Genomic DNA, 12,775 nt, shown 5'->3' on the forward strand with positions numbered 1-12,775 from the left:
GCCGGATCACCATGAGTGCCACCACCCACAGCGGCCCGGCCGCCACCGCCCCCGCCGCCCGTACCGGCGCGGCCCCCGGGTCCGCCGCGCGCCGCAAGTACCGCCCGCGCGGCACCCGCAGCCGCGGCGCCTCGCTCGCCCTGCACGCCACCTTGCTGGTGGCGAGCGCCGTCGCGGTCTTCCCCGTGCTGTGGATCGTCTTCATCTCGCTGGGCCCCAGCACCTCGTGGCAGCAGCCCGGCGAGGTCATGCGCCATCTGAGCCTGGGCAACTACCGGTTCGTGCTCTTCCACACCAACTTCCCCAAGTGGTTCCTCAACTCGGTGATCGTGGCCGCGGCCACCACGGTGCTCGGCGTGCTGATCGCCTCCAGCGCCGGATACGCGATCTCCCGGATGAAGTTCCCCGGGCACAAGTCGCTGATGTGGACCTTCCTGATCACGCAGATGTTCCCGGTGGCCGTGCTGATCGTGCCGCTGTACAACCTGATGGCGCAGCTCGACCTGATCGACACCTACCTCGGCCTGGTGCTCGTCTACTGCACGATCTCGGTGCCCTTCTGCGCCTGGATGCTCAAGGGGTACTTCGACACGATCCCGCGCGACATCGACGAGGCGGGCCGGGTGGACGGCCTGACCCCGTTCGGCACCTTCTGGCGGCTGATCGTGCCGCTGGCCCGGCCGGGCCTCGCGGTCACCGCCTTCTACAGCTTCCTCACCGCGTGGGGCGAAGTCGCCTACTCCAGCCAGTTCATGAGCAACAAGCACTCCACGCTGGCGGCGGGCATCCGCACCTTCGCCTCCGACCAGCGCGCCGACTGGGGCAGCATGACCGCCGCCTCGGTCGTGATCGCGATCCCCGCGGGCATCGTCTTCCTGCTCGTCCAGCGCCACCTGGTGGCCGGCCTCACCGCCGGAGGCACCAAGGGCTGAGGCCCGCGAGGGCCCCGCGAGGGCCCGACCGTCCGCACCGCACCACGTACGTAAGCCAGTTGTCGTTCCCCCGCCGCCGAAGGCCCGGAACAATGAAGGAAGCCATGAGCCAGCACCTCACCCACGCGCCCAGCTCCGCCACTGCCGACGCCGCTGGCGACGCCGGGGCGGAGCGCAGAGACTGGTGGCGCGACGCGGTCATCTACCAGGTCTATCCGCGCAGCTTCGCCGACGGCAACGGCGACGGCATGGGCGACCTGCCCGGGATCACCGCCCGGCTGCCGTACCTGCGCGAGCTGGGTGTGGACGCGGTGTGGCTGTCGCCGTTCTACGCCTCCCCGCAGGCCGACGCGGGGTACGACGTGGCCGACTACCGGGCCGTCGACCCGATGTTCGGCAGCCTCACCGACGCCGACGACCTGATCAGGGCCGCGCACGCGCTGGGCCTGAAGGTCATCGTGGACCTGGTGCCCAACCACTGCTCGGACCAGCACGAGTGGTTCAAGCGGGCGCTGCACGAGGGACCGGGCTCGCCGCTGCGGGACCGCTTCCACTTCCTGCCCGGCAAGGGCGTGGACGGCGAACTGCCGCCCAACGACTGGGAGTCCATCTTCGGCGGCCCGGCCTGGACCCGTACGCTCAACCCGGACGGCACGCCCGGCGAGTGGTACCTGCACCTGTTCGCGCCCGAGCAGCCCGACTTCAACTGGAACCACCCGGCGGTGCACGACGAGTTCCGCTCCGTGCTGCGCTTCTGGCTGGACCTGGGCACCGACGGCTTCCGGATCGACGTCGCGCACGGCCTGGTGAAGGCCGATGGCCTGCCGGACATCGGGCACGCGGAGCAGCTCACGCTGCTGGGCACGGCGGCGATGCCGTACTTCGACCAGGACGGTGTGCACGAGATCTACCGCGGCTGGCGCCGCATCCTGGACGAGTACGCGGGAGACCGGATCGCGGTCGCCGAGGCGTGGACGCCGACGATCGAGCGGGCCGCACTCTACCTGCGCCCGGACGAGCTGCACCAGGCGTTCAACTTCGAGTATCTGAGCACCCCTTGGGACGCGCCGGAGCTGCGCAAGGTCATCGACAAGTCGCTGACTGCGATGAGCGCGGTGGGCGCGCCCGCCACGTGGGTGCTGTCCAACCACGACGTGACCCGGCACGCGACGCGCTTCGGCAACCCGCCGGAGCTGGGGACGCAGCAACGTGAGCCGGGCGACCGGGAGTTGGGGCTGCGCAGGGCGCGGGCCGCGGTCGTGCTGATGCTGGCGCTGCCGGGTTCGGCGTATCTCTACCAGGGCGAGGAGCTGGGCCTGCCGGACGTGACGGACCTGCCGGACGAGGTACGGCAGGACCCGTCGTTCTTCCGCGCGGCCGGGCAGGACGGCTTCCGCGACGGCTGCCGGGTGCCGATCCCGTGGTCGGGCGACGAGGCGCCGTACGGCTTCGGTCCGGCGGGCGGGCCGAGCTGGCTGCCGCAGCCGAAGAGCTGGGCGGGCCTGAGCGTCGAGGCGCAGACGGGCGACCCGGCGTCGACCCTCGAGCTGTACCGGGCGGCCCTGGCGGTGCGCCGGGAGCACCCGGCGCTGGGCGCGGGCGCCGCGGTGACGTGGCTGGACGCGCCCGAGGGCGTACTGGCCTTCCGCAGGGGAGGCGGGGACGAGCCCGGCGCCGGGAGCTTCGTCTGCGCGGTCAACCTGACCCGCGAGCCGGTGACGGTGACGCTTCCCGGCCCCGGGCGGATGCTGCTGTCCAGCGACGGCGGCCTGCACGCGGGCGCTGGCGCTGGCTCCGGCTCCAGCTCCAGCTCCAGCTCCAGCAGCGGCGGCGGCGGCGGTAACGTCAGCGGTGACAGCGATGTCAGCGGCGACTCGACGGCGGGCGTCCCGAACACGGAGAATGGCAGCATTGAGCTGACTATCTCCGCAGACACGGCAATTTGGTGGGCGATCTGACGTGGTGGCGTTCCGTCCCCTAGCATCCGGTGCTGTGACCGCGCGGCTCGCTGACATCGCAGCCCAGGCGGGGGTCAGTGAAGCGACGGTCAGCCGGGTACTCAACGGCAAACCCGGTGTCTCCACGACCACCCGTGAATCCGTACTGGCCGCGCTCGACCTCCTGGGGTACGAGCGGCCGGTCCGGCTGCGCCAGCGCAGCGCCGGACTGGTCGGGCTGATCACCCCCGAGCTGCTGAATCCGATCTTCCCCGCGTTCGCGCAGATCATCGGACAGGCGCTGACCCGCCAGGGGTACACCCCGGTGCTCGCCACCCAGACGCCCGGCGGGTCCACCGAGGACGAACTGGTGGAGATGCTGGTCGAGCGGGGGGTCGCCGGGATCATCTTCGTCTCCGGTCTGCACGCCGACTCGGCCGCCGACATGGAGCGCTACGCCAGGCTCCAGGGCCAGGGCGTGCCGTTCGTGCTGATCAACGGCTTCTCGGAGAAGGTCGACGCGCCGTTCGTGTCGCCGGACGACCGGGACGCGGTCCGGCTGGCCGTCACCCATCTCGCGGCGCTCGGCCACCGCAGGATCGGCCTGGCCGTCGGGCAGAAACGGTACGTCCCCGTACAGCGCAAGATCGAGGGCTTCACGGCGTCCATGGCGGACGTGCTGGGCATGGCGGAGGACGAGGCGCAGACACTGGTCCAGCACTCGCTGTACACGCTGGAGGGCGGTCAGGCGGCGGCCACGGCGCTGATCGCCTCGGGCTGCACCGCGATCGTCTGCGCGTCGGACATGATGGCGCTCGGCGCGATCCGGGCGGCCAGGCAGCAGGGCCTGTCGGTGCCGGAGGACGTCTCGGTGGTCGGTTACGACGACTCGCCGCTGATCGCCTTCACCGATCCGCCGCTGACCACCATCAGGCAGCCGGTCGCGGCGATGAGCCAGGCCGCGGTGAACGCGCTGCTGGAGGAGATCGGCGGCACACCGGCGCCGCACAGCGAATTCGTCTTCCTGCCCGAGCTGGTCGTTCGAGGTTCAACAGCCGCCGCGCCGGCCGCGCGGAACACGCCCGTGCCCGCACAGAAACCCTCCTCAAGGGGGACGGGCGGCGCGCAGGATCCGACCGAAGGCTGACCTGCGATACGGGGCGAATCTGGCAGACTGGTGTCCCATGGGGGAACCGACTGCGAAGACTATGGGCGGCCGTACGACCGCCTCGCCGCGCTCCACCGGTTCCACTCCCCCGGATGGAGCGACCGGCGTGGCCCGCACGGAGCCGCGCCACACCCTCATCAGGCGCATCCGCACACCCCGCAGACCCCGGCTCTGGTTCGAGATCCTGCTGATCGGCGTCAGTTACTGGGTGTACTCGCTGATCAGGAACGCGGTTCCGGAGCAGAAGACCGTCGCCCTGCGACACGCCGCGTCGGTGTGGTCCTTCGAGAACCACCTCGGTCTGGCGATCGAACGGTCCGTCAACCACGCCGTGAATTCGGCGACCTGGCTGATCGTCATCATGAACTACTACTACGCCACGCTGCACTTCATCATCACCATCGGTGTGCTGGTGTGGCTCTACCGCCGCCATCCGGGGCGGTACGGCCCGGCCCGTCTGGTGCTCTTCGTGACCACCGCCATGGCTCTGGTCGGCTTCTACTTCTACCCGCTGGCACCGCCCCGGCTGATGACGGGCGGCGGCTTCATCGACACCGTCGAGGTGCACCACACCTGGGGCTCGCTGTCCTCGGGCAATCTGGCGCATGTGTCGAACCAGTACGCGGCCATGCCGTCGATGCACATCGGCTGGTCCCTGTGGTGCGGGATCACCATCGCGATACTGGCCAAGCACACCTGGGCGAAGGCGCTGGGCGCGCTGTACCCGGTGTTCACCCTCACGGTCATCATCTCCACCGGCAACCACTTCTGGCTGGACGCGGTCGGCGGTGTGGTGTGCCTGGCGGTCGGTTACGGGATCTCGTACCTGGTCTACGGGCGCTGGCTGTACCGGATGCCGCGCCAGCCGGTGGACGCGGTGTCGGCCCGGGCGTCGGACCCTCAGACGGCGTGATGCGGCGCCACGTACAGCGTCTGGAGCGCGAAGCCGTGGTAACCGGCGGTGTCGGCGAGGCGGGTGCTGGTCGTACCCCCGCCCGCCCCGTCCAGGGCTGACACGGCGTCCAGTGCCACCCAGGGGCCGACCGGCGGACGCAGGAAGCTCAGCACGAGGTCGAGGTTGCTGAACAGGTGGGTGCGGAAGTCCAGCGCGGCGCTGAAGCCGCTGGCGCCGTCCGAGACGAGGACGGCCCGCTGGGTGCCGGAGGTCGTCTCGCCCGCGACGAGCGGGAACTTCGGGCGCACCCACACCGTGGCCGGTCCCGGCGTCGTGACGAATCCGGCGAGGTAGCGGTAGTCCATGGACGCGATCCAGCCATGGTCCAAGTGGCCGGGGAGCGGGTCGGCCGGGACGACGTCGTCGGGGTCCGGCAGCGGCGCGGCCTGGACGGGGACGTCCGGTACGAGGCCGGGTGAGCGGCGGCGCCACCAGGCGCGGGCCGACAGGACGACCCGGCCGTCGACGCTCAGCTCGCCCGCGAGGAGCTGGGCGCGCCTGCCGGGCTTGAGGACGGAGGCGCGGACGCGGACCGGGCCGACGGGGACGGGGCCGTGGAAGTCCATGGCGATTTTCGCGAGGTGGCCGTCGGGGTGGCCCTCGGAGTCGCTGTCGGAGTCGCCGTCCCGTGCCGTCGCCGCGATCAGGGCCTCGAACTCGCGGACCAGCAGCGCGCTGGGCGGGCCGCCGTGCTGGAGGTCGGGCGACCAGGGCCCCTGGGTGGCGTCCGTCGCCACGAAGGACCCGTCCGGGTCGGGCTCGTAGAAAGCGGTCGGTTCGCCCATCCCTGCTCCTCCGGCTCGTGTACGTTTCGCATTCCGTAACGCCTGGCACCACCGTATGATTTCGGAATCAGAAGCGTCAAGGAGGGTCGGATGGAGGGTGGCAGCGGTGGCCCCCGGCCGGGCGGCGAGGTCCGTGGCTCGCGCACCGGGCGGCCCCTGATGGCCGCGCTCGATCTGCTGGGGCGGCGCTGGGCGCTGCGCATTCTCTGGGAGCTGCGGGACGGGCCGGTCGGTGCTCGTGACCTGCGTGAACGGTGCGACGCGATGTCGCCCAGCGTTCTTTATCAGCGGTTGCGGGAGTTGGCCGCGGCCGGGCTGCTCGCGCAGGGGGATCAGGGGCGTTACGGGCTCACGCCTCTGGGGGCGGGGCTGGCCGAGGCCATCGCGCCGTTGGATCACTGGTCTCGTATGTGGGCGGAGACGCTTTCCGACTAGGCAGGGTGTTCTTGCCCGCCCGCCCACCCGTGCGGGTGCTTTGTCGTCTGCGGGTGCCGCTTGTGCCTGGTCGGTGCCGGGCCGGGGCACCTCCTCGAAATCCGTACCACCTGGCCTTTCCGCATTCGGTACCCGGCCGTCAACGTATTTCTGCGGGGGCACCCCGGCCCGTCCCCTCCCGGTACGTCGGCGTCCGCCCGCCGGTGGGGGTGGCCGGGGTGGGAGTCAAAGACCATGAGGGCGCCCCGAGCGTCCTCCGCCCGGGGGCTGGGCGGGTGGCACCCTCACACGGCCCGCGCGGGTGGACGGGTGTCCAAGACCGTGAGGGCGCCCCGCCGTTCTGCCCCCCTTCCCCACATCCGGGGGTGGAGGGGGTCGGGGGCGGAGGGAGAGGGGTTCGAAATGCTGCCGGATATTTGTGGCGCAGGAGAGGTCACCGGATAGGGAGTACCAGAAGCGCCGTAAATATACCGATTTCGAACCCCTCTCCCGCAGCCCCCGGCCCCCGACCCACGCACGACCCGAGCCCGCCCGACGCGAGGCAGTCCGAGGCGGGCTACTCGTAGGCGTAGAAGAGGCGTTCGACGACGGCGCGGGCGCGGCGGGTGCGGCGGCGGTAGTCCTCCAGCATGTCGCCGACGTGGCCGGGCGGGTAGCCGAGGTAGCGGCCGACGGCGGCGAGTTCGCGGCCGTCGCTGGGGAAGGTGTCGCCGGGGCGGCCGCGGACGAGCATGACGGCGTTGCGGACGCGGGTGGCGAGAACCCAGGCGTCGTCGAGGACGGCGGCGTCCTCGGGGTCGATGAGCCCGGCCTCGCGGGCGGCGGCGAGGGCCGGGCGGGTGCCGGTGGTGCGCAGGGCGGGCAGCCGCCCCCCGTGCTGGAGCTGCACGAGCTGAATCGTCCACTCGACGTCGGACAGCCCGCCGCGCCCGAGCTTGGCGTGCGTCGTGGGGTCGGCGCCGCGCGGCAGCCGCTCGGTCTCCATCCGGGCCTTCAGGCGCCGTATCTCGCGGACCGCCTCTTCTTCGAGGCCGTTCTCCGGGTACCGCAGCGGGTCGACCAGGGCGGTGAACCGCGCCCCGAGATCCACGTCGCCCGCGACCGGCAGGGCGCGCAGCAGCGCCTGGTTCTCCCAGATCAGCCCCCAGCGCCGGTAGTAGGCGGCGTACGACGCGAGGCTGCGGACCATGGGCCCGCTCTTGCCCTCGGGCCGCAGATCGGCGTCGACCAGCAGCGGCGGGTCCGCGGTGGGGATCTGGAGCAGGCGGCGCAGTTCGTCGGCGACGGCGAGCGCGGCGCGGGTGGCCTCGCCCTCGTCGGCGCCGTCGAGCGGTTCGTGGACGAAGAGCACGTCGGCGTCCGAGCCGTAGGCCAGCTCCCGGCCGCCGAAGCGGCCCATGCCGATGACGGCGAAACGGGTGGGCAGCGGGTGCGCGTCGTTGCCGGTGACGTGGTTGACGGCGGCGCGCAGCGCGCCCGCGAGCGTCGCGGCGGTGAGCCCGTAGATGGCGGTGCCGACGCGGTCGACCAGCGCGGCGGGGTCCGGCGGCTCGTCGGGCGTCTCCTCTTGGTCCTCCTCGTCGTCGCCGTAGGTGTCGATGAGGTCGGCGGCGGCGGTACGGAACAGCTCGCGGCGGCGTACTCCGCGTACCGAGGCGATGGCCTGCTCGGGGGTGTCGGCGCGGCCGACGGCGGCCAGCACCTCCTGCTCCAGGGCGGCGTGGTCGCGCGGCACGAGACCGTCGGCGGCGCCGAGCAGCGCGACCGCCTCGGGGGCGCGCATCAGCAGGTCGGGGGCGAGCCGCCCGGAGGAGAGGACGCGGGCCAGCCGCTGCGCCGCCGCGCCCTCGTCGCGCAGCAGCCGCAGGTACCAGGGGGTCTTGCCGAGCGCGTCGGAGACCTTGCGGAAGCCGAGCAGCCCGGCGTCGGGGTCAGCGGAGTCCGCGAACCAGCCGAGCAGCACCGGCAGCAGCGTGCGCTGGATGGCGGCCTTGCGGCTCACGCCGCTGGCCAGCGCCTCCAGGTGGCGGACGGCGGCGGCCGGGTCGGCGTATCCGAGCGCCTGGAGGCGCTGGCGGGCCGCGTCGGTGCTGAGCCGGGTCTCCTCGCCGCCGAGCTGGGCGACCGCGTCCAGCAGCGGCCGGTAGAACAGCTTCTCGTGCAGCCGCCGTACCTCCATGGCGTGCCGCTTCCACTCCCGGTTCAGCTCGGCGACCGGGTCGGCGCGGAAGCCCAGGCCGCGGCCGAGGCGGCGCAGTCCCGCCTGGTCGTCGGGGACGAGGTGGGTGCGGCGCATCTTCTGGAGCTGGATACGGTGTTCCATCAGCCGCAGGAAGCGGTAGGCGTCGTCGAGCGCGGCGGCGTCGGTACGGCCGACGTAGCCGCCCGCGGCGAGGTCGGCGAGCGCGGTCAGCGTGGTGCCGCTGCGCAGCGACGGATCGGTGCGGCCGTGCACGAGCTGGAGGAGCTGCACGGCGAATTCGACGTCGCGCAGGCCGCCGGGGCCGAGCTTCAGCTCGCGGTCGATCTGGGCGGCGGGGATGTTCTCCACGACGCGGCGGCGCATCTGCTGCACGTCGGTGACGAAGTTCTCGCGCTCGGCGGCCTGCCAGACCAGCGGGCGGATCGCGGCCAGGTACTCCTCGCCGAGCGCCTCGTCCCCGGCGACCGGCCTGGCCTTGAGCAGCGCCTGGAACTCCCAGGTCTTCGCCCACCGCCGGTAGTAGGCGAGGTGGCTGGAGAGCGTACGGACCAGCGGCCCGTTCTTGCCCTCGGGCCGCAGATTGGCGTCGACCGGCCAGATCGTGCCCTCGGCGGTGGTGTCGGAGCAGATCCGCATCATCCGGGCGGCCAGCCGGGTGGCGGCGCGTACGGCGGTGCCCTCCGCGTCCTCCTGGCCCGCCGTCTCCTCGGCCGGTTCCGCCACGTAGACGACGTCGACGTCGGAGACGTAGTTCAGCTCGTGGCCGCCGCACTTGCCCATGCCGATGACGGACAGCCGGCAGACGGCGGCGTCCTGCGGGCTCTCGGCTGCGGCTATCGCCAGCGCGGCGCGCAGGGTGGCGGTGGCGAGGTCGGCCAGTTCCGCGGCGGTACGCACCAGGTCGCTGGTGCCGCACACGTCGCGGGCGGCGATGCCGAGCAGGCAGCGGCGGTAGGCGACGCGCAGCGCGTCGGGGGTGTCGGCGCCCGAGAGGGCCCGGACGAAGTCGGCGACGCCCGGGTGCAGGTCGGCGGACTCGTACATCACCAGCGCGTGCCAGTGGGCGGGGTGCCGGGCGAGGTGGTCGCCGAGGGCCTCGGAGGCGCCGAGGATGCCCAGCAGGCGGTCGCGCAGCGGCTTCGCCGTCATGACGGTGTCCAGCAGCGTCCGCCGCTCCGCCGGGTCCAGCGCCTCCGTGAGGCGTACCAGGCTGATCAGCGCCTGGTCGGGGTCGGCCGTCGCGCCCAGCGCCTCCAGCAGCACCGGGTCCGTCCTGACCGTCGACAGCTCGGGCAGCTCCAGCAGCCGCTCGGCCGCCGCCGGGTCCGTGAAGCCGTGCCGCAGCAGCCGCGTGAACGTACTGCTCCGGCGTCCCTGCATCGGCCCTCCCGGCGGGTCATGTGGTGTGGCGGGGTGACGCTCGACTGGCCTGGTTTGGTTTGGCTTGGTTTGGCTTCGCGGTGGCGCGTGTCCCGTACCCCGGAACGGTCCCGCGCAAGCCCGGATCGATCAAGGCTTCGGTTTGAGCGTAACCCCCTGCGGGGGGCTCGGTAGCCGGAGTGCGGCCACCAGCCCACCCGACCCCGATCCCGCGCCCCGCACACGACCCCATCCACCGCCCCGCCCCAGCGACCAAGAGCCCCGCACGGGCGTGCACGCGACCGAGTCGTCCAAGCTGCCGCAAGCGGCCAAGGCAGGAGGCCCGCACGGCGCGGGCGCAACCGCACGACCCGCACGGTGAGGGCGCAACCGCATAGCTCGCACCGCGCTGCGCGCGCAGCACCGCCCCACCGACCGCGACACCCCGGCCGGAGGCCCCGCACGGCGCGGGCGGAACCGCACGGCGCGCGCAGCGCCGCCCCAGCAACCGCACCACCCTGGCCGCACGGCCGGAGGCCCCCGCCGTGCGGGCGGACATCGCGGGCTTGGCCACGCGGGACGTGGCGCGTGGCGGCGGGGCTGCCCGGTGGGGGCTGGGGGCGCGGTGTCCCCGGCAGGAGGGTTGTGGGAGCCGGCGGCAGGCCGTACCTCGGTGTTCGCCTTCATTTCACCCGGCGCCCGCTCGCCCTGACGCGGCCCGGCTCCTAAAATTTGTCATGTACAGCGGTTCCTCGTCCTTCCCCCCACTACCGGAGGTACGCCGTGCACGGCTGGACTCTGCCCCGCCGCAGCCGCACCGCTCTGTTGTCCGCAGTCGGCCTCGCCGCCGCGTCCGCCGGTCTGTGGACCGGTCTCGGTGGCTCGGCGCACGCGGCCGGTTCTGTGCCCACCCCCGACCACACCCTCGTGGTGGTCATGGAGAACCACGCGTACAGCCAGGTCATCGGCAGTTCGAGCGCGCCGTACATCAACTCGCTGGCGACCGGCGGCGCGAATCTCACGCAGAGCCACGCGATCACGCACCCGAGCCAGCCGAACTACTACGCGCTGTTCTCCGGGTCCACGCAGGGCGTGACGGACGACAGTTGCGTGAAGATCGGCTTCAGCTCGGCCGCGAATCTCGGCTCCGAGGTGATCGCCGCGGGCAAGACCTTCGGCAGTTACAACGAGACGCTGCCGAGCCAGGGTTCGACGACCTGCAAGAGCGGCAACTACGCGCAGAAGCACAACCCGTGGTTCGGCTTCGGCAATGTCCCGACGTCGACCGCGAAGACCTTCGCGCAGTTCCCGACGGACTACTCGACGCTGCCGCGGATGTCCTTCGTCGTACCGAACCTGTGCAGCGACATGCACGACTGCTCGGTGGCGACCGGCGACACCTGGATCAAGAACAACCTGGGCGCGTACGCGACGTGGGCGAAGACCCACAACAGCGTGCTGGTCGTGACCTTCGACGAGGACAACTCGCTGAGCGGCAACCGGATTCCGACCGTCTTCTACGGTCAGCCGGTCACCGCGGGCAGTTCGTCCGCGACCAACTACAACCACTACAACCTGCTGCGCACGCTGGAGGATCTGGCGGGTACCTCGGGGCACGCGGGCAACGCCGCGTCCGCCGCGGACATCACCGGCATCTGGACCAACTGACCGATGTACGTCAGCGAGAGCCGCGGCAGCACGCCCGCGACACCCGCACCGACGAGCGCGGCGGACAGCCCGACGACAGCGCCGACGACCGCCCGGGGCCCGCATCCCGGGCGGTCGTCCGCGGTCACCTCGACGGTGCTCGCGCTCGGCGCGGTCAGCCTCATCACCGATGTGTCGTCGGAGATGGTCACCGCGGTGCTGCCGCTGTACCTGGTCACCGGGCTCGGGCTCTCCCCGCTCGGCTTCGGTCTGCTCGACGGCGTCTACAACGGATTCAGCGCGGTGGTACGGCTGGTCGGCGGGCATCTCGCCGACCGCGGCGGGCGGCCCAAGGCGGTGGCCGCCTTCGGGTACGGGCTGTCCGCGCTGTGCAAGCCGCTGCTGCTGGCCGTGCACACGTTGCCGCTGATCGGCGCGGTGCTCGCCGTCGACCGCACCGGCAAGGGTCTGCGGACCGCGCCGCGCGACGCGCTCATCTCGCTGTCGGCGCCGCCGGAGTCGCGGGGCCGGGCGTTCGGTGTGCACCGCGCGATGGACACCACCGGGGCGCTTCTCGGGCCGCTGGCCGCCTTCCTGATCCTCCGTCAGGCGGCGGAAGGATACGACGCGGTCTTCACCGTCAGCTTCTGCGTGGCGGCTGTCGGCGTGGTCGTGCTGCTGCTGTTCGTGCCGTCGGGCGTACGGCGGTCAACTCCCGTGCCTGACAAGGACGTTGACCGGCCGTCCTTACGGGCCGCCGTGGGGCTGCTCGGGCGGCGGGAGCTGCGCGGGCTGGCGCTGTGCGCGGTGGCGCTCGGGCTCGCCACCGTCAGCGACTCCTTCGTCTATCTGCTGCTGCAACGCCGACTCGGCGTCCCCGACCGGTGGTTCGCGCTCCTCCCGCTGGGCACCGCCGCCGCCTTCCTGCTGCTCGCCGTGCCGCTGGGCCGCTGGGCGGACCGGTTCGGCCGCTGGCGGGTCTTCGTCGGCGGCCACTTCGCGCTGCTCCTGGCGTACGGGCTGCTCCTCGCCCACCTGCGGGCGGGCGTACTGCCGTACGCCGTACTGGCGTTGCACGGGGCCTTCTACGCCGCCACGGACGGCGTGCTGATGGCGGCCGCGGCCGGTTCCGTACCGGCGGCGCTGCGCTCCAGCGGGCTCGCGCTCGTACAGACCGGGCAGGCCGCCGCGCGCTTCTTCTGCTCCATAGCCTTCGGGGCGGCGTGGACCGCGTGGGGCGACCAATCCGCCCTGACGGGGGCCGCGTTGGCGCTGACGGCGAGCGTCGCGCTGTCGGTCCGGCTGCGGCCGTCACGGACTCCCACGGCGCCGGAGGCGACGGCATGAGCGGGCG

Annotated in this window: 9 protein-coding genes; 7 read left to right on the forward strand and 2 right to left on the reverse strand. The window is 72.4% G+C overall.

Annotated features, from left to right (window positions below):
• Positions 1–11 precede the first annotated feature (11 nt).
• The 4 genes from ACIO6U_RS01860 to ACIO6U_RS01875 all read left to right on the forward strand — a co-directional run bounded on the left by ACIO6U_RS01860 (position 12) and on the right by ACIO6U_RS01875 (position 4,950).
• Positions 12–932, forward strand: a complete 921-nt coding sequence (locus tag ACIO6U_RS01860; protein ID WP_355334406.1) for a carbohydrate ABC transporter permease — start codon at positions 12–14, stop codon at positions 930–932.
• A 104-nt stretch (positions 933–1,036) separates the two neighbouring features.
• Entirely contained in the window at positions 1,037–2,890 is a 1,854-nt protein-coding gene (locus ACIO6U_RS01865) for a glycoside hydrolase family 13 protein (RefSeq protein ID WP_401714826.1), read from the forward strand.
• A 34-nt stretch (positions 2,891–2,924) separates the two neighbouring features.
• Positions 2,925–4,016, forward strand: coding sequence for a LacI family DNA-binding transcriptional regulator (locus tag ACIO6U_RS01870; RefSeq protein ID WP_401714828.1), 1,092 nt, complete (start codon positions 2,925–2,927; stop codon positions 4,014–4,016).
• A gap of 37 nt (positions 4,017–4,053) precedes the next feature.
• Positions 4,054–4,950, forward strand: coding sequence for a phosphatase PAP2 family protein (locus ACIO6U_RS01875; protein WP_391043776.1), 897 nt, complete (start codon positions 4,054–4,056; stop codon positions 4,948–4,950).
• On the opposite strand, the gene ACIO6U_RS01880 is transcribed toward ACIO6U_RS01875, so the two are convergent.
• Complete coding sequence (locus ACIO6U_RS01880) at positions 4,938–5,777, reverse strand: thioesterase family protein (RefSeq protein ID WP_401714830.1); 840 nt, start codon at positions 5,775–5,777, stop codon at positions 4,938–4,940. The genes ACIO6U_RS01875 and ACIO6U_RS01880 overlap by 13 nt on opposite strands.
• Before the next feature lie 159 nt (positions 5,778–5,936).
• Here ACIO6U_RS01880 and ACIO6U_RS01885 point away from each other — a divergent pair, with 159 nt between their 5' ends.
• Positions 5,937–6,212 (forward strand): winged helix-turn-helix transcriptional regulator, encoded by a 276-nt coding sequence (locus tag ACIO6U_RS01885; protein ID WP_401715814.1) that lies wholly within the window; start codon positions 5,937–5,939, stop codon positions 6,210–6,212.
• A 556-nt stretch (positions 6,213–6,768) separates the two neighbouring features.
• On the opposite strand, the gene ACIO6U_RS01890 is transcribed toward ACIO6U_RS01885, so the two are convergent.
• Positions 6,769–9,795, reverse strand: a complete 3,027-nt coding sequence (locus tag ACIO6U_RS01890) for a bifunctional [glutamine synthetase] adenylyltransferase/[glutamine synthetase]-adenylyl-L-tyrosine phosphorylase (RefSeq protein WP_401714832.1) — start codon at positions 9,793–9,795, stop codon at positions 6,769–6,771.
• A 762-nt stretch (positions 9,796–10,557) separates the two neighbouring features.
• Between ACIO6U_RS01890 and ACIO6U_RS01895 the strand changes: the two genes are divergently transcribed.
• The gene (locus ACIO6U_RS01895) at positions 10,558–11,442 is read left to right on the forward strand and encodes an alkaline phosphatase family protein (RefSeq protein ID WP_188279784.1); all 885 of its coding nucleotides are present in this window, start codon (positions 10,558–10,560) and stop codon (positions 11,440–11,442) included.
• Positions 11,443–11,445: 3 nt separating this feature from the next.
• A complete protein-coding gene (locus ACIO6U_RS01900) occupies positions 11,446–12,768 on the forward strand; it encodes an MFS transporter (RefSeq protein ID WP_401714834.1) in 1,323 nt (440 codons plus the stop codon).
• Positions 12,769–12,775: the final 7 nt, after the last annotated feature.

Source organism: Streptomyces sp. NPDC087422, from assembly GCF_044744145.1.
GTDB lineage: Bacteria > Actinomycetota > Actinomycetes > Streptomycetales > Streptomycetaceae > Actinacidiphila.

Excerpts from the sequence above, each read along its gene's own strand:
- ACIO6U_RS01885 (WP_401715814.1), top strand. The coding sequence starts at position 5,937 with ATGGCCGCGCTCGATCTGCTGGGGCGGCGCTGGGCGCTGCGCATTCTC.
- ACIO6U_RS01880 (WP_401714830.1), bottom strand. The coding sequence starts at position 5,777 with ATGGGCGAACCGACCGCTTTCTACGAGCCCGACCCGGACGGGTCCTTC.
- ACIO6U_RS01890 (WP_401714832.1), bottom strand. The coding sequence starts at position 9,795 with ATGCAGGGACGCCGGAGCAGTACGTTCACGCGGCTGCTGCGGCACGGC.
- ACIO6U_RS01860 (WP_355334406.1), top strand. The coding sequence starts at position 12 with ATGAGTGCCACCACCCACAGCGGCCCGGCCGCCACCGCCCCCGCCGCC.
- ACIO6U_RS01900 (WP_401714834.1), top strand. The coding sequence starts at position 11,446 with ATGTACGTCAGCGAGAGCCGCGGCAGCACGCCCGCGACACCCGCACCG.
- ACIO6U_RS01865 (WP_401714826.1), top strand. The coding sequence starts at position 1,037 with ATGAGCCAGCACCTCACCCACGCGCCCAGCTCCGCCACTGCCGACGCC.
- ACIO6U_RS01875 (WP_391043776.1), top strand. The coding sequence starts at position 4,054 with ATGGGGGAACCGACTGCGAAGACTATGGGCGGCCGTACGACCGCCTCG.